The sequence below is a fragment of the Streptomyces sp. NPDC044571 genome (assembly GCF_040647115.1).
In the GTDB taxonomy this organism is placed as follows: domain Bacteria; phylum Actinomycetota; class Actinomycetes; order Streptomycetales; family Streptomycetaceae; genus Streptomyces.
Genome location: NZ_JBEZBN010000003.1, coordinates 108807 through 133263, shown reverse-complemented (window position 1 = coordinate 133263; position 24457 = coordinate 108807). Strand labels below are relative to the sequence as shown.

Here is a 24457-nt window from a genome sequence, read left to right as displayed (position 1 = left end):
GTCGCCGGAGCGGGCTCAGGCGGCGGCGAGGCGCCGTTCGAGGCCGTCGAGGATGAGCTCCAGCCCGTAGTCGAACTCCGCCCCGTGGTCGTACCCGGGCGCGAGCACGTGCTCCCGGGTGAACTCGGCCAGGTGCGGGTAGCCGTCCGCCGGGAACGCGGCCAGGAACTCCGCGGCGGCCCCGCCCGCGTCCTGCGGGTCGAACGGCAGGGCGGCCTCCGTCAGGGCGAACCCGTAGACGTAGCTGTCCAGCAGCGAGTAGGCGTGCGCCGCGAGCGCGAAGGGGAAGCCGCCGCGCCGCAGGGTGGCGATCACGGCGTCGTGGTGGCGCAGCGTGGCCGGGCCGGGGTGGGCGCGCGACTCCATCACCGCGGTCGCCCACGGGTGGCGGCGCAGCACGGCCCGGGCCGAGTGGGCGCGGTGCTGCAGCGCGGTGCGCCAGTCGGCGTCGGCCGGTGGCAGGTCGATCTCGCCGAAGACGACGTCGACGATGCCGTCGATGATCGCCTCCTTGTTGGACACGTGGTGGTACAGGGACATCGGCTTGACGCCGAGCTCTTGGGCCAGCGACCTGATCGTGAGCGCGGCGATGCCGCCGGTGTCCGCGACGCCGACCGCCGCGGCGAGCACCTTGTCCCGGCTGAGCGGAGCCTGCTTGGCCATGTGTCTTCCGTAGGGGTGGGGAGTTGACTGCTGCCCCGAGGTTACCGTACTAAGTAAGTCGTACTTAGTACGGTAGAGAGGGTGTGCGGGATGGGCGGCATGGAAATGAGCGGCATGGAAGCCATGAGGGCGATCGTCCAGGAGGGCTACGGCCCTCCCGACGTGCTGCGGCCGGCCGAGGTGCCCCGGCCCGTCCCCGCGGCCGGCGAAGTGCTCCTGCGGGTCCGGGCGGCCGGCGTGGACCGGGGCACCTGGCACGCCATGACGGGCAGGCCGTACGCGGTACGGCTGGCCCTGGGGCTGCGCGGGCCGAGGAGCCGGGTGGCCGGGCTGGACGTGGCGGGGACCGTCGTCGCGCTGGGCGAAGGGGTGACCGGCTTCGCGGTCGGCGACGAGGTGTACGGCGTCGCCCGCGGCTCCTTCGCCGAGTACGCCACCGCCCGCGCGGACCGGATCGCCCCCAAGCCGGCCCGGCTGGGCTTCGAGGAGGCCGCCGTCGTGGCGGTCTCGGCGTGCACGGCGCTGCGGGGACTGCGCGACGCCGGCCGGGTGCGCCCGGGGCAGCGCGTCCTGGTGGTCGGGGCCTCGGGCGGGGTGGGGACGTACGCGGTGCAGCTGGCCAAGGCCTTCGGAGCCGAGGTGACCGGCGTGTGCAGCGCGGCCAAGGCCGACCTGGTCCACTCGATCGGCGCGGACCGGGTCATCGACTACGCCCGCGAGGACTTCGCGGCCGACGGCCGCAGGTGGGACCTGGTCCTGGACATCGGCGGGAGCAGCCCGCTCTCCCGGCTCCGCCGGGCCCTCACACCCCGCGGGACCCTCGTCATCGCGGGCGGCGAGGACGCCGGCGACTGGATCGGGATGGGGCGGCAGTTCGGTGCGCTCGCGCTGTCGCCCTTCGTACGGCAGCGGCTGGCCGTGCTCTTCGCGGCGCCGCGCCGGGCCGACCTCGACACGCTGAACGGGCTGATCGAGGCGGGGAGCCTGACCCCGGTCGTGGGCGCCACGTACGGCCTGGACGCGGTGCCCGAGGCGGTACGCCGCCTCGCGGCGGGCCAGGCGCGCGGGAAGACCGCCATCACGATCGCCCCGGCGGAGCGGGACGCCTCCTGAGGACCGCCCTCCGGATCAGGCCGGGCCCGGGGTTCCGCGGGCTCCTCGGGCCGGCTCTTCGTCCCCGTTCGCCGGACCGGCTACTCGGCCGGTTCGGTTTCCGGGTCCGAGGCGCGCTTCTTGTTCGCCACGGCGGTCTGCGCCATGCCCGGCAGGAAGTCCGCAAACAGTTCGTGCAGCTCGCGCACCAGCGGCCGCAGCACCCGGAACCGGGCGAGGACGATGCCCCGCGTCGTCAGCTGCGCGCCGCGCTCCGCGAGTTTGCGGGTCTTCTCGCTGCCCGGCGACCGGTCGAAGACCCAGTACAGGACGAGTCCCATGTGCGAGAGCCACATCAGCTCCGGCAGCACGTCGGCCAGTTCGGCCGGCACCTTCGTCTTCGCGCCGGCCAGTACCTCGCGGTGCATGTCGATCGCCGCCCGGCGGGCGGGTTCCGATTCGGTGGAGAAGGGGCTCAGCGGACTCTCCGGGTCGGCCGCGTTCTTGAAGAACTGCGAGGCGAACTCGTGGTACGGCTCGGCGATGTCCAGCCAGCTCGTCAGCACGCCCGCGAGCCGCTTCTGCAGATCGCTCTCGTGTTCCAGGATGGGTCGGACCGCCGCCTGGTGCGCGGCGCCGATCCGGTCGTAGAACCCCTGGACCAGGTGTTCCTTGGACTCGAAGTAGTAGTAGGCGTTGCCGACCGAGACCCCCGCCTCCTTGGCGATGGCCCGCATGGTCGTCTTGTCGAAGCCGCGCTCCTGGAAGAGACGGAGCGCGGTTTCGAGGATGAGCGTGCGGGTCTGCTCGCTCTTGGGAGCCTTCTGATCAGTCACGGTGTACGAGCCTATCGGGGCGCGCAGTGGTCGTCACAGGCCGGTTCCGCCACCTCCGCCTCGTCCGCCGGCCCGCCTTCGGTCCGTACGGCCTGCCGCCACGCGGAGGCGGTGTACAGGGCCGCCCGGGCGAAGGGCCGGCCCGCCGGGGTGGCGAGCCAGTTCGCCTTCGGCCGGTGCTCGGCCAGCGCCCACAGGCACACGATGAAGGCGTCGGTGCCGGTCCACACCTGGCCCCTGTCCCCGACGACGGTGATCTCGCGGAGCGTTTCCGCGTGGGCGAGGTGCGGGAACAGCCGGCGGGCCTCGGCGGACGCGGCGGGCACGAGCCGGAGCGGCACCAGCTGCTGCTGCCCCAGCAGCCAGTGCCGGATGTGGACGCAGAGCGGGCAGTCGGCGTCGTAGAGGACGGTCAGGTGCCGGGTGGCCGGCGCGGCCGGTGCCATCGGTCAGGCCCCGGCCGGGGCGGTCCACCCCTGCGGGGCCACCGGCGGCGTCTGCTGGCGCTCCATGATCCCCCGGCGGCGCATCTTGTTCAGCACCCAGACGTTGCCGAGGTGCATGACGCCGAGGACGAGCAGGACCACACCGAGCTTGACCGAGAGCGCCTCGAACAGTCCGCGGGCGTCGAGGATGGCATCGGCCGACCGCAGGTAGAGGGCCACGAAGCCGATGTTGACGAGGTAGAAGCCGACCACCAGGAGGTGGTTCACGGCGTCCGCGAGCTTCTCGTTCCCGTGCAGGACGTCGGCGATGAAGATCCGCCCGTTGCGGCTGAGGGTGCGGGCCACCCAGATGGTGAGCCCGATGCTGATGAGCAGGTAGATGACGTATGCGACGACGGTGAGGTCCATGCCTCGCCCCCCTTGAACGTGTTCAACTCGTTGGCATGGCTGACTGTAGACCTCTTTTTGAACAGGTTCAAGCGTTGGGTGGGAGCGGGAGGGTTCGCAGCCGTGGATCAGCAGGGCGGCCGCAGCCCGTCGTACGGGCCGGCCGGTCGGGCCGCCGAGACGATCGCCGCCTCGGGGCGCGGCATCGGGGTGCCGTCGGGCAGCAGGAGGGGGCCCGGCTCCAGGACGGTGCCGACCTCGGCGCCGCGACTGGTGGTGTTCTCGGCCGTGACGCGGGTCAGGGGCGTGGGCGTGAGCGTCTGCTTCTCGCGGACGTACGCGACGAAGCTCTCGAAGTCGCGCTGGTGGCGGTACGGCGCCTGGAAGCCGGAGAGCGCCGGGTAGCCGTCGTTCGCGAGGAACGTGTACGAGGGGGCCGCGAGCCGGTAGGTGCGGGCGAGGTCGAGCGGCGCGCCGTCGATGAACACGTCGGCCGGGTTCACACGGTCGCCGACCCTGCCCAGGGCGTTGAAGGAGTAGCGGACGTTCTTGGAGACGGCCAGGGGCGCGAAGAGCAGCTCCCCGCTCGCCGCGGTCGTCCACTGCTGCTCCAGGGCGTCGTGGATCTGCTGCCCGGTCACCGTCGCGCTGACGATCGGGTCGCCGAAGCCGACGGCCTTCCAGGCGTGGCCGAAGGTGACGGCGCCGGCCGAGGCCGTGTCGCGGACCAGGTCGCCGGCGATGAGGGCCTGCCCCACCCGGGGGGCCGCGGCGACCACGGCGAGCTGGGCCGGGAGGTTGGGGTGGATGTTCGCGTCGTTCTCGGGGTCGGTCGGCCGGCTGCCCGCCCACAGGGCCCAGTCGGCGACGAGGTCGCCCATGGTGCTCTCGCCGGCGGTGCTGCGGGTCCGCAGGAACGAGCCGGTCTGCGTGCCGATCCGGGAGGCGTCGCGCGCGGCCGCCTGGCCGGCCCAGTAGTCGACGACCTCCTTGAGCGCCGGATCGGGGGTGACGTCACGGGTGTTGGGGTGGTTGGTGGACACGGTCAGCTCGCGGACCACCCTGCCGGTGAGCGGGTCGAGGCGGAGGTTGATCTCGTTGACGAGCTGGCCGTAGCAGCCGGCCTCGACGAACGGGCGGGGTACGCCGTTCGGGTCGGGGAGCATCATGTTGAACCGGGTGTGCCAGTGGCCGGTGACGATCGCGTCGATGTCGGGGGAGACCCGCAACGCCAGGTCGAGGGCCGGGCCGGAGGGGTCGGAGCCGCTGTTGAAGTCGGCGCCCGCCACCGCTCCGTCGTGCATGCTGAGCACGATGGCACCGACGCCCTGGGCCTTGAGCAGGGCCGCGTAGGAGTTGGCGGTGGCGATCTCGTCGAGGGTGGCCAGGCCGGGCTGGTAGGAACCGGGGAAGAGCTCGGTGCCGAGGGCGGTGAGGTGGATGAAGCCGATCTGCAGTTCCCGGCCGGCGGCGGTGCGGACCGTCTCGATGCTGTACGCGGGCAGGACGGTGCGCCGGTCGGCGCCCCAGACGGTGTTGGCGCTGTAGTAGCGGAAGTCGGAGCCGTGGAAGCGGGCGCCGGAGGAGTCGGTGAAGGAGGCGTCGAGGCCCTCGACGGGGAACGGGACCCCTTGCTCCATGTGGCGTTGCAGCATGGCGGGCGACTTGTCGAACTCGTGGTTCCCGGCGGTCGCGAAGTCGAGCCCCATGAGGTTGAGGGCCTCGATGGTCGGCTCGTCGGCGAAGGCGGCCGCGTCGAACTCCCAGCCCGAGAAGGCGTCTCCGCAGGAGAAGAAGAACGAGTTCGTCCGCCCGGCACGCAGGCGGGCGAGGTGGGCGGCCATGTAGGCGACACCGCCGACGGTGTAGGTCTGTCCGCCGTTGCCGGTGACGGTGGCGTTGCTGCCGGGGGCGGCCTGGAGGTAGCCGTGCAGGTCGGTGATGTCGAGGAGCTGGACGTCGACGTACTCGTCGGCGGTGGCGGCGTCGCGCGCGTGGTCGGTGGCGTAGGCGGGGACGGCGGTCGCGAAGGTGGCTGCGAGGGTACCCATGGCGGTGAGGAAGTCCCTCCGGCCGAGGTGGGTCCTGGAGTGCGGTGGCCTCGTCACGCAGGCATCGTCCCGCCGGCCGCCCCCGCTGTCGACGCGCCGCTCCGGCCGTCCACCACGGACGGGCCAACCCCGCGGCCGTCACCCCCGGGGTGACGGGTCCCCGCCCGCCTGACCTCCGGGGCCGGAGACCGGCTACCTGCCCTTCGAGGGCGACCGGACGCCGGCGCTGATCCTCGGCAAGGCGGTGATGCCGGCGGACGACACGGGCATCACCGACCCGACGATCACCGGGCAGATCCTCAGATGCTGACCGACCGGGCGTAGTTGACCTGGCTCATCACCCAGTGGAAGGTGCCCGGGTCGGTGGCCGGGACCATGGTGGAGTGGTGGCGTCCGCCGCTGGTGACCGTGACCTGGATGTAGCCCGTGGTGGTCCGCTCCTTCATCAGGAGGAAGAGCAGGCCGAGCAGACAGAACAGGAAGAAGATGATGGCGAGCACCACCGCGTGCGTCGGGATCTTCGTCTCGGTGCGGGAGAAGTCCGTGGCGTTCCACATCGCGCCCCTGAGCGGCATGGCGCCGGACGGGGTGATGATCTGGTCCCCGGCGATGGTGATGTCGCCGAGGGAGAAGCCGCTCGCGCCCGCGCCGCCGCCCATCGCCGGGGCCGGAGCGTAGGCCGGCGGCTGACCCGTCGGCATCGCCGGAGGTATGGCGGGGGGCATCGCCGGCGGCTGGGCCGGGGCCTGCGGCTGGGCCGGAATGCCCGCGCCGCCCACGGTCGGCTGGTAGCCGGGCGCCGCCGGGTAGGGCTGGGGATAGCCGTAACCGGGGTTGCCGGGGCCCCCGTTGTCGCTCGTGTAAGGATTCGGCTGCTGCTCGCTCATGCGGCCGATCTTTCCACAACGGGCGAGGCCCCGGGCCCCCGAGGTGAATTCGGGGGCACGGGGCCTCGTACGACCGGGCGCGGCGGTCAGAAGCGGCGCGTGATCAGGGCGCGCTTGACTTCCTGGATCGCCTTCGTGACCTCGATGCCTCGCGGGCAGGCGTCGGTGCAGTTGAAGGTCGTGCGGCAGCGCCAGACGCCGTCCTTGTCGTTCAGGATCTCCAGCCGCTGCTCGCCGGCCTCGTCACGCGAGTCGAAGATGAAGCGGTGCGCGTTGACGATCGCCGCCGGGCCGAAGTACTGGCCGTCGTTCCAGAACACCGGGCACGAGGACGTGCACGCGGCGCACAGGATGCACTTGGTGGTGTCGTCGAAGCGCTCGCGGTCCTCGGCGGACTGCAGGCGCTCACGCGTCGGCTCGTTGCCCGTGGTGACCAGGAACGGCATGACGTCGCGGTAGGCCTGGAAGAAGGGCTCCATGTCGACGACGAGGTCCTTCATCACCGTGAGGCCCTTTATGGCTTCGACGGTGATCGGCTTCTCCGGGTTGATGTCCTTGATCAGCGTCTTGCAGGCGAGCCTGTTCTTGCCGTTGATCCGCATCGCGTCGGAGCCGCAGATGCCGTGCGCGCACGAGCGGCGGAAGGTCAGCGTGCCGTCCAGGTCCCACTTGATCTTGTGGAGACCGTCGAGCACGCGCTCCTTCGGGTCGATCTCGATCTGGAAGTCCTGCCACTGCGCCTCGTCCGAGATCTCGGGGTTGTAGCGGCGGATCCGGAACGTGACCGTGATGTACGGGGAGGCCGCGGCCGCCTCTTCCATCTTGTCCAGGGTGGGGGTAGCCATCAGTACTTACGCTCCATCGGCTGGTAGCGGGTCGTGACGACCGGCTTGTAGTCGAGCCGGACCGAGTCCGAGCCGTCGGCTCCGACCTCGCGGTACGCCATGGTGTGGCGCATGAAGTTGACGTCGTCGCGGTTCGGGTAGTCCTCGCGGTAGTGACCGCCGCGGGACTCCTTGCGCGCCAGCGCGGACACGGCCATGACCTCGGCCAGGTCGAGCAGGTTGCCCAGCTCGATGGCCTCCAGCAGGTCAGTGTTGAAGCGCTTGCCCTTGTCCTGGACGGACACGTTCTTGTAGCGCTCGCGCAGCTCCGCGATCTTCTCGACCGCGGTCTTGATGGTCTGCTCCGTACGGAAGACCATCACGTTCGCGTCCATCGTCTCCTGGAGCTCCAGGCGCAGGTCGGCGACCCGCTCGTTGCCCGTGGAGTTGCGCAGCCGCTCGACCTGCTCCACGACGAGGGAGGCCGGGTCCTCCGGCAGCTCGACGTAGTCGTTCTCGGCGGCGTACCGGGCCGCCGCGATGCCCGAGCGCTTGCCGAAGACGTTGATGTCCAGCAGCGAGTTGGTGCCCAGGCGGTTGGCGCCGTGCACGGAGACGCAGGCGACCTCGCCGGCCGCGTACAGGCCCGGGACGACGGTGGTGTTGTCCGCCAGGACCTCGCCCTCGACGTTCGTCGGGATGCCGCCCATGGCGTAGTGCGCGGTGGGCTGGATCGGGATCGGGTCCGTGTACGGCTCGATGCCCAGGTACGTACGCGCGAACTCGGTGATGTCCGGGAGCTTCGCGTCGAGCTGCTCCGGCGGCAGGTGGGTGAGGTCCAGGTACACGTGGTCGCCGGCCGGACCGCAGCCGCGGCCCTCACGGATCTCGGTGTAGATGGAGCGCGAGACGACGTCACGGGACGCGAGGTCCTTCATGACCGGCGCGTACTTCTCCATGAAGCGCTCGCCGTCCTTGTTGCGGAGGATGCCGCCCTCACCGCGGGCGCCCTCCGTCAGCAGGATGCCCATGCGCCAGATGCCCGTCGGGTGGAACTGGAAGAACTCCATGTCCTCCAGCGGCAGGCCGCGGCGGTAGCAGGCCGCCTGGCCGTCACCCGTGAGGGTGTGCGCGTTGGAGGTCACCTTGAAGAACTTGCCGGTGCCGCCGGAGGCGTAGATGACGGCCTTGGCCTGGAACACGTGGATCTCGCCCGTGGCGAGCTCGTACGCGACCACACCGGCCGACTTCTTGACGCCGTCCTCCTCGACGATCAGCTGGTCGAGGACGTAGAACTCGTTGAAGAACTCCACGCCCTCCTTGACGCAGTTCTGGTACAGCGTCTGGAGGATCATGTGGCCCGTGCGGTCCGCGGCGTAGCAGGACCGGCGCACCGGGGCCTCGCCGTGGTTGCGCGAGTGGCCGCCGAAGCGGCGCTGGTCGATGGTGCCGTCCGGGGTGCGGTTGAACGGCAGGCCCATCTTCTCCAGGTCGAGGACGGCGTCGATGGCCTCCTTCGCCAGGATCTCGGCGGCGTCCTGGTCGACCAGGTAGTCACCGCCCTTGACCGTGTCGAAGGTGTGCCACTCCCAGTTGTCCTCCTCCACGTTCGCCAGCGCGGCGGCCATGCCGCCCTGCGCGGCGCCCGTGTGGGAGCGGGTGGGGTAGAGCTTCGTCAGCACGGCGGTGCGGCTGCGCTTCGTCGCCTCGATGGCGGCGCGCATGCCCGCGCCGCCGGCGCCGACGATGACGGTGTCGTACTTGTGGATCTTCATTGGTTTGCGCCTCAGCCCCGTTGCCTAGCGGATGTTCGGGTCGAAGGTGAAGATCACCAGCGTGCCCAGAAGGATGGTGAACACCGTGGCGGTGTAAAGCAGGCCCTTCAGCCACAGCCGCGTGCCCGCGCGCTCCGCGTAGTCGTTGATGACGGTACGCAGACCGTTCGCGCCGTGCAGCATGGCCAGCCACAGCATGAGCAGGTCCCAGACCTGCCAGAACGGGGACGCCCAGCGGCCGGCCACGAAGGCGAAGCCGATCTTGGAGACGCCGCCGTCCAGCACCAGCTGGATGAGGAGGTGGCCGATGACCAGGACGACGAGCACGATGCCCGACAGGCGCATGAAGAGCCATGCGGCCATCTCGAAGTTGCCGCGGGTCGAGCGCGGCGTCTTGCCGGTGCGCTTGCGCGGGGCCTCGATGTAGGGCGCCGGGTTGTCGACGTCGTAGAGGGAAGCGCCCTCCACCTCACCGATGGCCTGGGCGGAAGAAGTGTCAGTGGACATGCGCGTCACTTCCCGAACAGCTCAAGGTAGGCGTGGGTGAGGACCGGGATGATGGCGCCGATCATCAGCAGGGCCCAGAGCGCCACGACGGACCAGAGCATCTGCTTCTGGTAGCGCGGGCCCTTGGACCAGAAGTCCACGGCGATGACACGGAGACCGTTGAGCGCGTGGAAGAGGATGGCGGCCACGAGGCCGTACTCCAGCAGCGCGACGATCGGAGTCTTGTAGGTAGCCACCACGTCGTCGTACGCCTCGGGGGAGACGCGGACGAGAGCGGTGTCGAGGACGTGTACGAACAGGAAGAAGAAAATGAGGACGCCGGTGACTCGATGAGCCACCCAGGACCACATTCCTTCCCGGCCGCGGTACAACGTTCCAGCCGGCACGGAAAACCCTCCGGAAGCGGGGCGGGGGCCAGCCGGCTTCGTTGTCGGTCGGGCCCGGCCGGGTACGGTCCTCCGGCCCCGGACATCGTAGCGACGCTTTGTCGGTTCCTTCGCGCGGGGGTCATCGGTGTGATCAAACAGGCACGGACGGGCTATCCCACAGGGCGGAATGGCCCGAATCGGCCGCGGACGCCCCGTCCGGCGAGGTCAGCCAATGTGTCAGGTCGGCGAGCCGCGCCTGCGCCAGACGGCGCAGCTCGTCCGCGGTGATCGCCCGCTCCTCGTCCGCGTCGAGCCCCATCCGCCGCCGGATCGCGGCCAGCAGCTGGGACGCCTGCTCCTCCTGCGGATGCCCGTCCAGGCAGATCACGAAGGCGTGGCCGAATTTGCGCTCGTACTCCGCATGGGCGGCGTCCAGCGCCAGCAGCGCGGCGTACGGGGCCCCGTGGCCCAGCTCCGCCGGGGGCTCCAGGGCCAGCGCCTCGCTCAGGTCCGCCTGCGCCAGGTCGTACGAGGCCTCGTCGGCGGCGGCGCGCAGCGCCCCGGCATCCGGGTAGGGCCGGTGGGCGGCCACGCGCTGGGCCCAGCGCCGGCTGCCGCAGCAGTGCAGCAGGACGGCCTCGGCGGCTTCACGGGTCAGGGCGTTGAACCGCGCCAGGCCCGGGCCGCCCGCGGCGTCCGCGCCGCAGGGCTCGGAGCATCCGCGGGCCTGTGCCGGAAGGTGGCTGGACAGCGGGGGGCTCCTCGGGGCGAGACGCGGGTGTACCGCCACGCTAGCCACGTGGGGACGGGCCTGTCGTACCCATCGGAGGTTTTCACCCGTAAGTGAGCCGAAAGGATGACCCGGGCGGGTGGAGGGCGACCTGAGGCCCCGTCGCATCGGGTGACCGGGAGGGGCGGGAAGGGGCCCCGGGCGGGGCGGCGAGGAGGCGAGCCCCGAAGATGAACGGAGGGGCCGGAGAAGGAGGAAGACGACCGAGGCCGCCACCCCCCACAGGAGAGGCCCCGGTCGTCGTCCGTACGGGCTCGTGCGACAAGCCCGTATCCCTGTCAGCGCCGCGCGTGCGTTTTGTGTCACACCCCGCTTCGCGCACGATTGGTTGCTGCCTGTACAACTCGTGGACGAAGGTACTTGAAAGCCGTAACGTGCTGATTTGCGCCACACATACAGGACACTGAACGGGTTGGGGACTTTGCTGGGGGACGACGCGGAGCTGACCGCCGCGGTGCTCGCGGCACAGGGCGGCGACGAGAACGCGTTCCGTGCTGTGTACCGCGCCGTGCACCCGCGCCTGCTCGGATACGTACGCACGCTCGTCGGGGACGGCGACGCCGAGGACGTCACCTCCGAGGCCTGGCTGCAGATCTCCCGCGACCTCGCCTCCTTCACCGGTGACGCCGACCGCTTCCGCGGCTGGGCCGCCCGGATCGCCCGCAACCGGGCCCTGGACCACATCCGCATGCGCGGGCGCCGTCCGGCCATCGGCGGCGACGAGACGGAGCTCACAGGGCGCGCCGCGGACAGCGACACCGCGGGCGAGGCGATGGAGGCCCTCTCCACCGGCCGAACCATGGCGCTGATCGCACAGCTGCCCCAGGACCAGGCCGAGGCGGTGGTGCTGCGGGTCGTCGTCGGCCTGGACGCCAAGAGCGCGGCCGAGACCCTGGGCAAGCGGCCGGGCGCCGTACGCACCGCCGCGCACCGCGGCCTGAAGAAACTGGCCGAGCTGCTCGGCGCGGAAGCCGGTTCCGGGACGGGCGTGGACGCCGGAGGGGACGGGGGCTCGGACCCCGCGCGTGCCGTCGGCCATAATGCCGGTGGACCGGCGCCGGCCGGCGGGGCCGTGCGGGATCTCGACGCCGTTCCCGCACAGCGCGGCCGAGGTGGGGGCCTCGTAGAGCAAACCGGTGTGACGCATTCACGTTGGCGGACGCAGAAGGACATGTGATGGCCGACGAGCGCAACAGGTGGCTGGACAGAGCCGCGGCGGAACGAGTGCTGCGCGGCGGGCCGGTCGCCCCTGTCGCCGATCACCACGCCCGCGAAGCGGAGGCCCGGCTGAGGGACGCCCTCGACTCCTTGAGGGTCCCGCCCGCGCACCCCGGTGAGCAGCTGCCCGGCGAGGCCGCCGCGGTGGCCGCCTTCCGCGCGGCGCGCGGCGGAGCCGCCGCGACGACCGCGGACACGGCCGTCTTCGACGAACCCCTGATCGACCTCGGCACGGTCGTCCCCGCCCCCGTCCCGGTCCGGGCGTTCGGCACCGGGCGCAGCCGCGCGCTGCGGTTCGGGCTGGCCGCGGCGCTGGCCGGGGTGGCCGTCGGCGGTATCGCCGCCGCCGCGGGCGCCGGCCTGCTGGACCGGATCACGCACGACAGCGCGGGTCCGGCGCCGGCCGTGTCCCTCAGCGCGGACGAGGACCCGCAGCCGAGCGGTGACATCACGGGCCCGACGCCCGGACCGCAGCTGCGGCCCACCCCGCTGCGCGACGGCTTCGCCCCCACCCCGGGCGCGCCCACCGCCCCGGGCCCCGACGGGAACCCGTGGACCGGAAGCGGAACGGGCTCCGGCGCAGGGACCGGCAGCGGTTCGGGAAGCACCCCGGGCTCCGCCGCGGGCGGCTCCGCCGGCAAGGACCAGTCTTCGGGCGCCACGGACTTGCTCCGCGACACCGACAAGGAGAGCCGCCTGAAGGCGGTGGACCTGTGCGAGGCCTACCGCTCGGGCCACATGACCGCCGACCGCCGCGAGCGGCTCTCGAAGCTGGCCAAGGGTCTGGCGCGCATCCCGCACTACTGCGAGGCGCTGCTCGACGACCCCGCCGCCCCGCGCAGCTCCGGCGACGGCAGCATCGTCCTCAAGGCCCCGCGGGTGGCCTCGCCGACCGCCTCGCCCAGCCCGAGCAGCCCGTCGGGCGGTCTGCGCCTCCCGCGCTGACGTCCGGCGCGTGAGCCACCCGGTCGTGGTTCGCGGCCCTTCGCGCGCGGCGTGCACCCCTCGGCATGAACGGCCTGTAACACTTTTCGAACCTGCGGCGCAGTACACAACGAGCCGACTGGTCATCGGCCGCGCATGAGCCGGGGTTCCCCCCGTACCCCTGGGCTCTGCGCACCCGGCGCGGGCGGGGTTCGTTCCCCCGGCCCTGCCCGCGCCCCTTACTTCTCCGACCTTCCCGCCCGGGCCTGGGGCCTTCGGGGCTCGTGCGCCCCTCCGGCCCGCCGCGACCGGATCACCAGTAGACGACGACCTTGTCGCCGACCTGCACCTGCTCGAACAGCGCCGCCAGCTTGCCCTTGTCCCGGACGTTGACGCAGCCGTGCGAGGCACCCGCGTAACCGCGGGCCGCGAAGTCCGCCGAGTAGTGGACCGCCTGGCCCTGGCTGAAGAACATCGAGTAGGGCATCGGGGTGTGGTAGATCGTCGACGTCCAGTCCTTGGCCTTCCACTCCACCTTGAACTGGCCCTCGCGGGTCGGGGTGTTCTCGGAGCCGAACCGGACGTCCATGGTGGAGATGATCTTGCCGTCGATCATCCAGGCGAGCGTGCGGCTCTCCTTGCTGATGCACATGACGCGGCCCGTCATACAGCGCGGGTCCGGCGCGTCGACCTCGTTGACGGTCGGCGGGCGCAGCTCTTCGGCGGTGGGCTTCTTGCTCACGCTCTGGATCTTCTTCCAGGTGGCCTCGTCGACCGCCCCGGAGGCGGTCAGGCCGTTCTTCGCCTGGAAGGCCTTGACCGCGGCCGTGGTCTTGGAGCCGTAGAAGCCGGTGGGCGCCACCGTCATGTACTTGAGCTGCTTCAGGCGCGCCTGGAGCTCGCGCACCTGCTCGCTCTCGTCGCCGTTCGCCATGATCGCCTTGACCGTCGGGGAGGGCGAGGCGGACGGCGAGGCCGACTGCGAGGCGGACGCGGAGGGGGAGGGGTCGGCGGGCTTGCTGTCCGGCGACGGGGAGGAGGGGGAGGAACCCGCCGTGGACGCGGACGGGACCGACGAGGCGGAGCCGGCCGGCTCCGTCTTCTGCGGCCCGCAAGCGGTCGCGGCGAGCGCGACGGCGGTGGCCACCCCGAGCGTGCGGATTATGACTCTCTGGCGGTGCATCGCATTCCCCCGATTTCGGTGTCGTGTCATGTAGGTGATGCCTGGCGGGCGTGGAGAGTTGCGGATGATCGCCGGATGTTGCGCCATTGTGACCAGCTGCCCCGGCCTCCCCAGCGGTGGACGGAGGAGGTTGTATCAGCCCCGGACCCGTTTGCTCCATGGAGGGTTTCGTCACATGGCAGGCACCGAGAGCGGATTTCCCATCGAACCGGTCTACGGGCCGGGCGATCTGACGGCGTGGGACCCGGAGGTCAAACTGGGTGAACCAGGGGCGTATCCATACACGCGGGGGATCTACCCGACGATGTACACCGGCAAGCCGTGGACCATGCGGCAGTACGCCGGGTTCGGGACCGCCGCCGAGTCCAACGCCCGCTACCGCCAGCTCATCGCGGGCGGCGGCACCGGCCTGTCCGTCGCCTTCGACCTGCCGACCCAGATGGGGCACGACTCGGACGCCCCGCTCGCCCACGGCGAGGTCGGCAAGGTCGGCGTCGCGATCGACTCCCTCGACGACATGCGGGTGCTGTTCGACGGGATCCCCCTCGACCGGGTCTCCACCTCGATGACCATCAACGCTCCGGCGGCCCTCCTGCTGCTGCTGTACCAGCTGGTGGCCGAGGAGCAGGGGATCGGCGGCGGGAAGCTGACCGGGACCATCCAGAACGACGTCCTCAAGGAGTACATCGCCCGGGGGACGTACATCTTCCCGCCCGGGCCCTCGCTCCGGCTGACGGCCGACACCTTCGCGTACTGCCGCGCCGCGGTCCCGCGCTGGAACACCATCTCCATCTCCGGCTACCACATGGCTGAGGCCGGGGCCTCGCCCGCACAGGAGATCGCCTTCACCCTCGCCGACGGCATCGCGTACGTCCGTACGGCCCTGGCCGCCGGGATGGCGGTGGACGAGTTCGCCCCCCGCCTGTCCTTCTTCTTCGTCGCCCGCACCACCCTGCTGGAGGAGGTCGCCAAGTTCCGGGCCGCCCGGCGGATCTGGGCCCGGGTCATGCGGGAGGAGTTCGGCGCCCGGGACCCGAAGTCGCTGATGCTGCGCTTCCACACGCAGACGGCCGGGGTCCAGCTGACGGCGCAGCAGCCCGAGCTGAACCTCGTACGGGTGGCCGTGCAGGCGCTGGGCGCCGTGCTGGGCGGCACCCAGTCGCTGCACACCAACTCCTTCGACGAGGCGATCGCCCTGCCGACGGAGAAGGCGGCCCGGCTGGCACTGCGCACCCAGCAGGTGCTGGCGTACGAGACGGACGTGCCGCACACCGTGGACCCGTTCGCCGGCTCCTACGCGGTCGAGCGGATGACGGACGAGGTGGAGGAAGCGGCGCTGGCGCTGATGCGGCGGGTCGAGGACATGGGCGGGGCGGTCGCCGCGATCGAGGCCGGCTTCCAGAAGGCGGAGATCGAGCGGAGCGCCTACCGCATCGCGCGGGAGACCGACAGCGGCGAGCGCGTGGTCGTCGGGGTCAACCGCTTCGCCCTGGACCAGGAGGAACGCTACGAGCCGCTGCGCGTGGACCCGTCGATCGAGACCCGCCAGCGCGCGGCCCTGGCCGAGCTGCGCGCCACCCGCGACGCGGCGGCGGTCGCCTCGGCCCTCGCGGCCCTGCAGGAGGCGGCGGCGGGCACGGACAACGTCCTGTACCCGATGAAGCAGGCCCTGAGCGCCCGGGCCACGGTGGGCGAGGTCTGCAATGCCCTCCGTGAGGTGTGGGGAGCCTACGAGCCGGCCGCATCCACATGGTGAAATCCAGTGGCGGGACAGGTGCAAGCCCATGGGACACTCCAGCCCATGCTGGGTGTCACCGATCTGCCGACCTACCTCCTCGGGCTCGTCCTGATCATTCTGCTGCCGGGGCCGAACTCGCTCTACGTGCTCTCCGTCGCCGCGCGGCGCGGAGTGCGCACCGGGTACAAGGCCGCCGCCGGGGTGTTCAGCGGGGACGCCGTGCTCATGGCGCTCGCCGCCGGAGGCGCCGGGGCGCTGCTCCAGACCAGCCCCGTGCTGTTCGGCATCGTCAAGCTGCTGGGGGCCGGGTACCTGACCTGGCTCGCCGTGGGGATGATGCGCGGCGCGTGGGCGCTGTGGCGGTCGCGGACCGAGCGGTTCGAGGAGGAGACCGGTCCCGAGGCGGACGCCGGGGAGCTGGAGCGCCCCTACCGGCGGGCGCTGCTCATCAGCCTGTTCAACCCCAAGGCGATCCTGTTCCTCGTCTCCTTCTTCGTGCAGTTCGTCGACCCCGCGTACGCCTACCCGGCGCTGTCCTTCCTCCTGCTGGGCACGCTGCTCCAGCTCGGCAGCTTCCTCTACCTGACCCTGCTGATATTCGGCGGCACCCGCCTGGCCGCGGCCTTCCGCCGCCGCAAGCGGCTGTCCGCCGGGGCGACCTCGGCGGCCGGTGTGCTCTTCCTCGGCTTCGCCGCCAAGCTCGCCGCCGGCTGAGCACTCCGCGCGGCCGCGGGGCCGCCCGCCGCTGCGGCGCTCACCTCGGGCGGGCCGCGCGCAGCCGGCGCACTGCCCGAGGTAGGCCTCGGCCTCCGGCCGTCGGGCCGCCAGGACCTGCGGCTGCATGGTGAAGCCGACGGCCGTGAGGAGTCCCGTCAGCTCGGCCGCGACCCGGTCGGGGCCGGGCGGGCTCCAGCGCGCGACCGCCCGGGCCGCTTCACCCCGCTCGCCGGCCACGGGCGCCGCGTCGAGGTGTCCACCTCCATGCCGGTCACCGTCCACGGGGCGATGACGCTGCGGGCCAACACGTTCGCCTGGACCCGCGCCCGGTTCGGCCCGCCCCGCCTGACCGGGGGCACCGACCTCGTCGGCACCTCGCTCGTGGGGACCGGCGTGGTCGACCCGGCCCGCTACCTCGACGCGGTGCGGGCCCTGGCCCTGGAGCACGGGGCCACCCGCTGCTTCGCGCACCGCCGGGAGTCCCGGAGAAACTGCGCGCGCTGAGCAAGGCGACCGGGCTGGAGATCGTACGGCCGCACCTGCCGCTGGAGCTGATCGCCCGGCGCGGACCCGTCGGCCGGACGATCGTCAGCTTTCCGTCCACGGTCGTCCACACCCTGCCGTACGCCCTGACCGGAACCGGTGTGACCGTCGCCGTATGCGATGTGGACCCGGCCTGGCTCACCGGCTCCGCCTCGCCGCGCGCCCGCATGTTCCTCGCCGGGGTCACGGCGAGCGCCCGTGATGTGCGCAGACTCCTCGCCGGGACGGCCTCTGCGGCCGGATGAGCGCGTGAGTTTACCCCCCGGTGCATCCGGTCATGCGTCCAGAGGTCTGGTTTTTTTCCCCTAACGGCATGAACTTTTGGTGATCTCCAGCCATTTGGGCCATCCGTACGCCTACCCTTCAACGGGTGAACCAGTTGATGTCCCGCGAGTCCCAGACCGCCCTGCCCGGCACGCCCGACCGGCCCGAGCTGCCCGGCAAGCTTCCGGACCACCTGCGTGCCGAACTGATCGCCTTCCGCCGGGACTTGCACATGCATCCCGAGCTAGGACACCAGGAGTTCCGCACCACGGCGGCGATCAAGGCCCGGCTGGAGAAAGCCGGCCTGCGCCCGCAGGTGCTGAAGTCCGGGACCGGACTGATCTGTGACGTGGGCACCTGGGACGGGGGCCGGCCGATGCTGGCCCTGCGCGCGGACATCGACGCCCTGCCCATTCCGGACGCCAAGACCCACGTGGCGTACCGCTCCACCTTCCCGGACCGCGCCCACGCCTGCGGCCACGACGTGCACACCGCCGTCGTCCTCGGCGCCGGCCTCGTCCTCGCCGAGCTCGACCGGCAGGGCCTGCTGCCCCGGCCCGTGCGGCTGCTCTTCCAGCCCGCCGAGGAGGTCCTGCCCGGCGGAGCCACCGACGCCATCGAGTCCGGGGTGTTGGACGGCGTGGGCAAGATCGTGGCGGTGCACTGCGACCCGCGGGTCGACGCGGGGCGGATCGGCCTGCGGCCCGGCCCCATCACCTCGGCGTGCGACCGCCTGGAGGTCACCCTGGAGGGCCCCGGCGGCCACACCGCCCGGCCGCACCTGACCACCGACCTGGTCACGGCCGCCGCCCGGGTCGCCGTCGACCTGCCCGCCGTCCTGTCGCGCCGGATGGACGCCCGCTCCGGCATGTCGGTCACCTGGGGCCGGATCGAGTCGGGGCACGCCTGCAACGTGATCCCGATGCGCGCGGAGCTGTCCGGAACCATCCGGTGCCTGGACCTGAACGCCTGGCACGAGGCCCCCGACCAGATCCACGCGGCCATCGACGAGATCGCCTCCGTGCACCGGGCCAAGTCGGAGATCACCTACGTGCGCGGGGTGCCCCCCGTGGTCAACGATCCGGTGGTCGCCGAACTGCTGCGGGAGGCCATGGCCTCCCGGCTCGGCCCGGAGTCCGTCGAGGACACCGAGCAGAGCCTGGGCGGCGAGGACTTCTCCTGGTACCTGGAGCACGTGCCCGGCGCCATGGCCCGGCTGGGGGTCCGCACTCCCGGCGACAGCGCCAAGCGGGACCTGCACCGTGGTGACTTCGACGTCGACGAGTCGGCCATCGCCGTCGGCGTGGAGTTCTTCACGGCCGCCGCCCTGCTCGACGGGCGCCGTACGAGGCCGATCGGGTAGAACTCCCTACACCATCTGAGCGGCGCCTGTCGCAGCTGTCCAGCCCTTGGTACACAAGGGCTGGACACATGAGGAGTTACTGATCGGTCACTGTCCGGTTCGCGACGATCCGATAACGACTCATGAACGGGCCTTTAACTGACATCTACGCGCGTTACGATCGCCGCGAAACCAGCGCCGGTCGTGGCGCTTCGGTCAGGTTTTGAAGGAGCCTCCCCTTGCGCCGGATCACCAGGATCGCCACCGTGGGCATCGCGTCCGCGGCGCTGGCCCTCTCGGCCACCGCCTGTGGCGGAAAGAAGTCTTCGGACACCGGATCTTCGTCCTCCGCCACGAAGGAATCCACCACTGCCATCGCGTACGACATCGGCGGCCGCGGCGACCAGTCGTTCAACGACGCCGCCTTCGCCGGCCTGGAGAAGGCCGAGAAGGAGCTGGGCGTCAAGGGCAGCGAGGCCGAGCCCACCGAGGGCGAGGGCGAGGCCGACAAGGTCCAGCGCCTCACCGAGCTGGCCCGCAAGGGTTCGAACCCGGTCATCGGCGTCGGCTTCTCCTACGCCCCGGCCATCAAGAAGGTCGCCCCGAAGTTCCCGAACACCACGTTCGGCATCATCGACGACACCTCGGTCACCGGCGCGAACATCGCGAACCTGGTCTTCAACGAGGAGCAGGGCTCCTACCTGGCCGGCGTCGCCGCCGCCAAGGCGTCCAAGACCGGCACGGTCGGCTTCATCGGCGGTGTCGAGGTCCCGCTGATCAAGAAGTTCGAAGCCGGCTACACCCAGGGCGTCAAGGACACCAACCCGAACGCCAAGGTGCTGTCCGCCTACCTGACCCAGCCGCCGGACTTCGGTGGCTTCTCCAAGCCCGACCTCGGCAAGGCCGCCGCGCAGGGCCAGCTCGACGCGGGCGCCGACGTGGTCTACGCCGCCGCCGGTCTGGCCGGTTCCGGTGCCATCGAGGCCACCGCCGGCAAGGGCAAGTGGGCCATCGGCGTCGACTCCGACCAGTACAACCAGGCCGGTCTGTCGAAGTACAAGGAGCACATCCTGACCTCGGTCACCAAGGACGTCTCCGCGGCCGTCTTCGACCTGATCAAGTCCGTCAAGGACGGCAAGCCGGAGAGCGGTGAGATCCGCTACGGCCTGGACAAGAACGGTGTCGGCCTGGCCGACTCCAACCCCGAGTACAAGAAGATGGCCGACGTCATCGCCGCGGTCGAGAAGGCGAAGGCCGACATCATCGCCAAGAAGATCACCGTCAAGACCGCGCCGTAAGGCAGTTCCTGACATGCAGTGATGGTCTCCGGGGTTCGGGAAGCGGTCTCTGCCGCTCCCGGGCCCCGAGCCGTGTTCTACGGTGTGCCTTGTGGCCCGTCGGCTGCAAGTTTTCACTTCTGACAGTGCTACGCGCGTAGAGGCATCGTGGACGCGATACCTTCTCCAACCGCCCTGTCCTCCCCTGCCTTCCGGCTTTCCAGCTCCTTCCGCGCCAAGGAGAGTGCGTCATCAACGCGTCCAGCCCGCCCCCCGCAGTCGAACTGCACGGCATCACCAAGCGCTTCCCCGGCGTCGTCGCCAACAAGGACATCGCGATCACCGTCCGCAAGGGCACGGTCCACGCCCTTGTCGGTGAGAACGGCGCCGGCAAGTCGACCCTGATGAAGATCCTCTACGGCATGCAGAAGCCGGACGAGGGCACCATCGCCATCGACGGGGAGCAGGTCTCCTTCAGCAGCCCCGGCGACGCCATCGCCCGCGGCATCGGCATGGTGCACCAGCACTTCATGCTCGCCGACAACCTCACCGTCCTGGAGAACGTCGTCCTCGGCGGCGAGAAGCTGTACGGCATCGGTGCCAAGGCCCGCAAGAAGATCAAGGAGATCTCGGACGCGTACGGCCTCGGCGTGCGCCCCGACGCCCTGGTCGAGGACCTGGGCGTGGCCGACCGGCAGCGCGTGGAGATCCTCAAGGTCCTCTACCGCGGAGCCAAGATCCTCATCCTCGACGAGCCGACCGCCGTGCTCGTGCCGCAGGAGGTGGACGCGCTCTTCGACAACCTGCGCGAGCTCAAGGCCGAGGGCCTGACCGTCATCTTCATCTCGCACAAGCTGGGCGAGGTGCTGAAGGTCGCCGACGACATCACCGTCATCCGCCGCGGCACCACGGTCGGCACCGCCGATCCGCGCACCACGACCACCAAGCAGCTCGCCGAGTTGATGGTCGGCTCCGAACTGCCCTCCCCCGAGACCCGCGAGTCCACGGTCACCAGCACGCCGATGCTCCGTGTCGAGGACCTGCGGCTGGCCGCCACCGACCCGGAAGGCATCGTCCGCGAGGTACTGGCCGGCATCGACTTCACCATCCACAAGGGTGAGGTGCTGGGCATCGCCGGTGTCGAGGGCAACGGCCAGACCGAGCTCATCGAGGCCCTGATGGGCATGAGCATCCCGGACGGCGGCACCATCACGCTGGACGGCACGGACATCTCCACCCTGGCGACGCGCAAGCGCCGCGAGGGCGGCATCGGCTACATCCCCGAGGACCGCCACCGGCACGGCCTGCTGCTGGAGTCCCCGCTGTGGGAGAACCGCATCCTGGGCCACGTCACCGAGCAGCCCAACTCCAAGCGCGGCATCATCGACCCGAAGGCCGCCCGCAAGGACACCGAGCGGATCGTGCGCGAATACGACGTCCGCACGCCCGGTATCGAGGTCACCGCGGCCTCCCTCTCCGGCGGCAACCAGCAGAAGCTGATCGTCGGCCGCGAGATGAGCCACAATCCGAAGTTCCTCATCGCCGCCCACCCCACGCGCGGTGTGGACGTCGGTGCGCAGGCGCAGATCTGGGACGCGATCCGCGAGGCCCGCCGCGAGGGCCTGGCCGTCCTGCTCATCTCCGCGGACCTGGACGAGCTGATCGGCCTGTCCGACACCCTGCGCGTCATCTACCGCGGCCGCCTGGTCGCGGACGCCGACCCCGCGACCGTCACCCCCGAGGAGCTCGGCACCGCCATGACGGGCGCCGCCTCCGGGCACCTGGAAGCCCCCGACAACCGCTCCGCCGCCGGTACCGACGCTGGTACCGACTCCCCGGAGGACGAGGCCCGATGAAGAAATTCGACAAGGACCGGCTGCTCCTCGGCTTCGCCGGGCCCGCACTCGCTCTGGTCACCGCCTTCCTGCTGACCATGGTCGTGCTGGCCGCGACGGGCGTGGACCCGATCGAGCCGCTGCGCCTGATGGTGGAGAACGCCGGCTACGAGGACGTGCAGGTCCTCATCGTGAACCAGGCCGGCACGTATTACCTGGCGGCCCTGGCCGTGGCCATCGGCTTCCGCATGAACCTCTTCAACATCGGCGTCGACGGTCAGTACCGCCTGGCGGCGATGCTGTCCGCCGTCGTCGGCGCGGCCGTCACGTTGCCCGGCCCGCTGCAGATCCTGCTGATCGTGGTCGTCGCGATGTGCGTCGGCGCCTTCTGGTCCGGTATCGCCGGCATCCTCAAGGCCCGCCGCGGTGTGAGCGAGGTCGTCTCCACGATCATGCTCAACGCGATCGCGACCAGCCTGATCGCCTGGCTGATCCTGCCGAAGAACCTCGGTGTCCAGCCGGCCGGCTCCAACGACCTGACCACCGGCGACATCCCGGAGGCCGGCTGGTTCCCGGCCGTCTCGCTCGGTGACGGCCTGGAGATCTACGGCTTCACCTTCATCGCCTTCGCCCTCGGCATCGTCTACTGGTTCGTGCTCAACCGCACCCGCTTCGGCTTCGACCTGCGTGCCACCGGCGCCAGCGAGTCCGCCGCCCAGGCCTCAGGTGTGGACGCAAAGAAGATGATCATCACCTCGATGCTCATCTCCGGTGCCGTCGCCGGCCTCGCCGGCATGCCGGTGCTGCTGGGCGAGAGCCACACGTACAGCCTGTCCTTCCCGGTCGGCGTCGGCTTCACCGGCATCACCATCGCGCTGCTCGGGCGCAACAGCCCGATCGGCATCCTCTTCGCCGCGTTCCTGATGGCCTTCATCGACAAGGCCTCGGCCTCGCTCGACACGGCCGGCTACGCGAAGGAGATCGGCACGATCATGAAGGGCCTGATCGTGATCGCGGTCGTCGTCTCGTACGAGCTCGTACGTCGCTACGGCATCCGCCGCCAGCAGCAGAAGGTCGGCGAGGAGCTGGCCGCAGGCCACGCCATCAAGACCGATAAGGAGGTCGCGGCGTGAGCACCAGCACCGTCTCCGCGACGAGTGCCGCCCCGAAGAAGTCGGGCGGCCGCAAGAAGCTCACCCTGCCCTGGATCCTGCTGATCATCGCGGGCGGCCTCGCGCTGATCTCGCTGGTCCGCCTGATCAGCGGCGCCAACGACCTGACCTCCGTCGGCCAGGTCTCCGGCGCACTTCAGCTCGCCGTCCCGATCGGCCTCGCCGGCCTCGGCGGTCTGTGGGCCGAGCGTGCGGGCGTGGTCAACATCGGCCTTGAGGGCATGATGATCCTCGGCACCTGGTTCGGTGCCTGGGCCGGCTACCAGTGGGGCCCGTGGACCGGTGTCGCGATGGGCATCGCCGGCGGCGCCATCGGCGGCCTGCTGCACGCGATCATCACCGTCACGTTCAACGTCAACCACATCGTCTCCGGTGTGGCCGTGAACATCCTGGCGCTGGGCTTCACCCAGTACCTGTCGAACTTCACCTTCGCCGAGGCGCCCGGCGGCTCCTCCAAGCAGTCGCCGCGCATCGAGCCGATCTACAAGATCACCATCCCTGGACTGTCGGACTGGATGTCCGACCTCCAGGCCAAGCACTGGTTCTTCGTCTCCGACCTCGCCGGCGTCATCGGCGGCCTGGTCACCGAGCTGTCCCTGCTGACCGTCGTCGCGCTGCTGCTCATCCCGGGCACCTGGTGGGTGCTGTGGCGGACCACCTTCGGCCTGCGCCTGCGCTCCTGCGGGGAGAACCCGATCGCCGCGGAGTCGCTGGGCGTCAACGTCTACAAGTACAAGTACATCGCCGTGATCGTCTCGGGCGCCCTGGCGGGCCTCGGCGGCGTGTTCCTCTCCGAGGTCGCCAGTCCGATCTACCAGGAGGGCCAGACGGGCGGCCGCGGCTACATCGGTCTCGCCGCGATGATCTTCGGTAACTGGATGCCGGGCGGTATGGCACTGGGCGCCGGCCTCTTCGGCTTCACCGACAGTCTCAAGCTGCGCGGTGGCGCCCAGAACGTCCACGCGATGCTGCTGCTCCTCGCGATCCTCCTCGTACTGGTTGTCGCCTGGCAGCTGTACAAGAAGAAGTACCTCCAGGCCGGCATCTCGGCGGCTTGCTCGGCCGGCCTGTTCCTCTGGTACGCGCTGACGGATGCCGTGCCCAGCCAGTTCGTGGACGCGGCCCCGTACCTGACGACGCTGCTCGTGCTCGCCCTGTCGGCGCAGCGGCTGCGGATGCCCAAGGCCGACGGTCTGCCCTACCGCAAGGGCCAGGGCAAGTGACCAGCGTGGACTGGGAGGCCCTGCGGGCCGCCGCCCGGGAGGCCATGTCCCGGGCGTACGCCCCGTACTCGGGCTTCCCGGTCGGTGTCGCCGCCCTCGTGGACGACGGCCGCACCGTGGTCGGCTGCAACGTCGAGAACGCGAGTTACGGGCTCGGCCTGTGCGCCGAGTGCGGACTGGTCTCCGCCCTCCAGGCCACCGGCGGCGGCCGCCTGACGCACTTCACGTGCGTGGACGGCAAGGGCGAGATCCTCGTCCCGTGCGGGCGCTGCCGCCAGCTGCTCTTCGAGTTCGGCGGCCCCGAACTCCAGGTGGAGACACCGGAGGGCGTCATGCCGCTCTCGGCGATGCTGCCGCAGGCCTTCGGGCCGGACCACCTGAGATAGCCGTACCGA

23 protein-coding genes and 1 pseudogene are annotated in these 24457 nt (G+C 70.8%); 12 read left to right on the top strand and 12 right to left on the bottom strand.

All coding sequences use genetic code 11. The annotated features are described in order from the left end of the window. Window positions 1-15: 15 nt before the first annotated feature. Window positions 16-663: a TetR/AcrR family transcriptional regulator gene (locus AB0B01_RS02830; protein WP_361712178.1), complete on the bottom strand. Its 648-nt coding sequence runs from the start codon at window positions 661-663 to the stop codon at window positions 16-18. 114 nt (window positions 664-777) lie between these two features. On the opposite strand from AB0B01_RS02830, the gene AB0B01_RS02825 reads away from it, so the two are divergent. Beyond that, on the top strand, window positions 778-1776 hold the full coding sequence (locus tag AB0B01_RS02825; protein ID WP_361712177.1) for an NAD(P)-dependent alcohol dehydrogenase: 999 nt from the start codon (window positions 778-780) through the stop codon (window positions 1774-1776). Between the two features lie 80 nt (window positions 1777-1856). Here the strand turns inward: AB0B01_RS02825 and AB0B01_RS02820 are convergent, their stop codons facing one another. The 10 genes from AB0B01_RS02820 to AB0B01_RS02775 all read right to left on the bottom strand — a co-directional run bounded on the left by AB0B01_RS02820 (window position 1857) and on the right by AB0B01_RS02775 (window position 10626). After that, entirely contained in the window at window positions 1857-2591 is a 735-nt protein-coding gene (locus AB0B01_RS02820; protein ID WP_361712176.1) for a TetR family transcriptional regulator, read from the bottom strand. An 11-nt stretch (window positions 2592-2602) separates the two neighbouring features. Continuing rightward, window positions 2603-3037 (bottom strand): DCC1-like thiol-disulfide oxidoreductase family protein, encoded by a 435-nt coding sequence (locus tag AB0B01_RS02815; protein WP_361712175.1) that lies wholly within the window; start codon window positions 3035-3037, stop codon window positions 2603-2605. Between the two features lie 3 nt (window positions 3038-3040). Continuing rightward, complete coding sequence (locus tag AB0B01_RS02810; protein WP_361712174.1) at window positions 3041-3445, bottom strand: hypothetical protein; 405 nt, start codon at window positions 3443-3445, stop codon at window positions 3041-3043. Window positions 3446-3552: 107 nt separating this feature from the next. After that, window positions 3553-5475 (bottom strand): bifunctional metallophosphatase/5'-nucleotidase, encoded by a 1923-nt coding sequence (locus AB0B01_RS02805; protein ID WP_361712173.1) that lies wholly within the window; start codon window positions 5473-5475, stop codon window positions 3553-3555. Window positions 5476-5774: 299 nt separating this feature from the next. Further along, window positions 5775-6362, bottom strand: coding sequence for a hypothetical protein (locus AB0B01_RS02800; RefSeq protein WP_361712172.1), 588 nt, complete (start codon window positions 6360-6362; stop codon window positions 5775-5777). An 86-nt stretch (window positions 6363-6448) separates the two neighbouring features. Then, window positions 6449-7207 (bottom strand): succinate dehydrogenase iron-sulfur subunit, encoded by a 759-nt coding sequence (locus tag AB0B01_RS02795; protein WP_361712171.1) that lies wholly within the window; start codon window positions 7205-7207, stop codon window positions 6449-6451. Further along, complete coding sequence (gene sdhA, locus AB0B01_RS02790; RefSeq protein ID WP_361712170.1) at window positions 7207-8961, bottom strand: succinate dehydrogenase flavoprotein subunit; 1755 nt, start codon at window positions 8959-8961, stop codon at window positions 7207-7209. Before sdhA ends, AB0B01_RS02795 begins: the two co-directional genes overlap by 1 nt. Before the next feature lie 24 nt (window positions 8962-8985). Next, entirely contained in the window at window positions 8986-9468 is a 483-nt protein-coding gene (locus AB0B01_RS02785) for a succinate dehydrogenase hydrophobic membrane anchor subunit (protein WP_356845141.1), read from the bottom strand. A 5-nt stretch (window positions 9469-9473) separates the two neighbouring features. Next, the gene (sdhC, locus tag AB0B01_RS02780) at window positions 9474-9854 is read right to left on the bottom strand and encodes a succinate dehydrogenase, cytochrome b556 subunit (protein WP_361712169.1); all 381 of its coding nucleotides are present in this window, start codon (window positions 9852-9854) and stop codon (window positions 9474-9476) included. Window positions 9855-9987: 133 nt separating this feature from the next. Beyond that, complete coding sequence (locus tag AB0B01_RS02775) at window positions 9988-10626, bottom strand: 2-oxo-4-hydroxy-4-carboxy-5-ureidoimidazoline decarboxylase (protein WP_361712168.1); 639 nt, start codon at window positions 10624-10626, stop codon at window positions 9988-9990. A 421-nt stretch (window positions 10627-11047) separates the two neighbouring features. Between AB0B01_RS02775 and AB0B01_RS02770 the strand changes: the two genes are divergently transcribed. Continuing rightward, on the top strand, window positions 11048-11803 hold the full coding sequence (locus tag AB0B01_RS02770) for an RNA polymerase sigma factor (protein WP_361712272.1): 756 nt from the start codon (window positions 11048-11050) through the stop codon (window positions 11801-11803). Beyond that, entirely contained in the window at window positions 11803-12789 is a 987-nt protein-coding gene (locus tag AB0B01_RS02765; protein ID WP_361712167.1) for a hypothetical protein, read from the top strand. The genes AB0B01_RS02770 and AB0B01_RS02765 overlap by 1 nt, the downstream gene beginning before the upstream one ends. A gap of 292 nt (window positions 12790-13081) precedes the next feature. On the opposite strand, the gene AB0B01_RS02760 is transcribed toward AB0B01_RS02765, so the two are convergent. Continuing rightward, entirely contained in the window at window positions 13082-13951 is an 870-nt protein-coding gene (locus tag AB0B01_RS02760; RefSeq protein WP_361712166.1) for a L,D-transpeptidase family protein, read from the bottom strand. A gap of 175 nt (window positions 13952-14126) precedes the next feature. Between AB0B01_RS02760 and AB0B01_RS02755 the strand changes: the two genes are divergently transcribed. The 9 genes and pseudogenes from AB0B01_RS02755 (at window position 14127) to AB0B01_RS02715 (ending at window position 24448) form a co-directional block, all read left to right on the top strand. Next, a complete protein-coding gene (locus AB0B01_RS02755; protein WP_361712165.1) occupies window positions 14127-15707 on the top strand; it encodes a methylmalonyl-CoA mutase family protein in 1581 nt (526 codons plus the stop codon). Between the two features lie 45 nt (window positions 15708-15752). Next, complete coding sequence (leuE, locus tag AB0B01_RS02750; RefSeq protein WP_361712164.1) at window positions 15753-16403, top strand: leucine efflux protein LeuE; 651 nt, start codon at window positions 15753-15755, stop codon at window positions 16401-16403. Window positions 16404-16646: 243 nt separating this feature from the next. Continuing rightward, window positions 16647-17194: pseudogene (locus AB0B01_RS02745) on the top strand (hypothetical protein); the annotation flags it as partial. A 137-nt stretch (window positions 17195-17331) separates the two neighbouring features. Continuing rightward, window positions 17332-18576, top strand: coding sequence for an amidohydrolase (locus AB0B01_RS02740; RefSeq protein WP_361712271.1), 1245 nt, complete (start codon window positions 17332-17334; stop codon window positions 18574-18576). Window positions 18577-18794: 218 nt separating this feature from the next. Further along, a complete protein-coding gene (locus AB0B01_RS02735) occupies window positions 18795-19853 on the top strand; it encodes a BMP family ABC transporter substrate-binding protein (RefSeq protein ID WP_361712163.1) in 1059 nt (352 codons plus the stop codon). Between the two features lie 230 nt (window positions 19854-20083). Next, window positions 20084-21688: an ABC transporter ATP-binding protein gene (locus AB0B01_RS02730; protein WP_361712269.1), complete on the top strand. Its 1605-nt coding sequence runs from the start codon at window positions 20084-20086 to the stop codon at window positions 21686-21688. After that, complete coding sequence (locus tag AB0B01_RS02725) at window positions 21685-22800, top strand: ABC transporter permease (RefSeq protein WP_361712162.1); 1116 nt, start codon at window positions 21685-21687, stop codon at window positions 22798-22800. Before AB0B01_RS02730 ends, AB0B01_RS02725 begins: the two co-directional genes overlap by 4 nt. Then, complete coding sequence (locus tag AB0B01_RS02720; RefSeq protein ID WP_361712161.1) at window positions 22797-24062, top strand: ABC transporter permease; 1266 nt, start codon at window positions 22797-22799, stop codon at window positions 24060-24062. Before AB0B01_RS02725 ends, AB0B01_RS02720 begins: the two co-directional genes overlap by 4 nt. Beyond that, a complete protein-coding gene (locus AB0B01_RS02715; protein WP_361712160.1) occupies window positions 24059-24448 on the top strand; it encodes a cytidine deaminase in 390 nt (129 codons plus the stop codon). The genes AB0B01_RS02720 and AB0B01_RS02715 overlap by 4 nt, the downstream gene beginning before the upstream one ends. The last annotated feature ends 9 nt before the right edge of the window (window positions 24449-24457 follow it).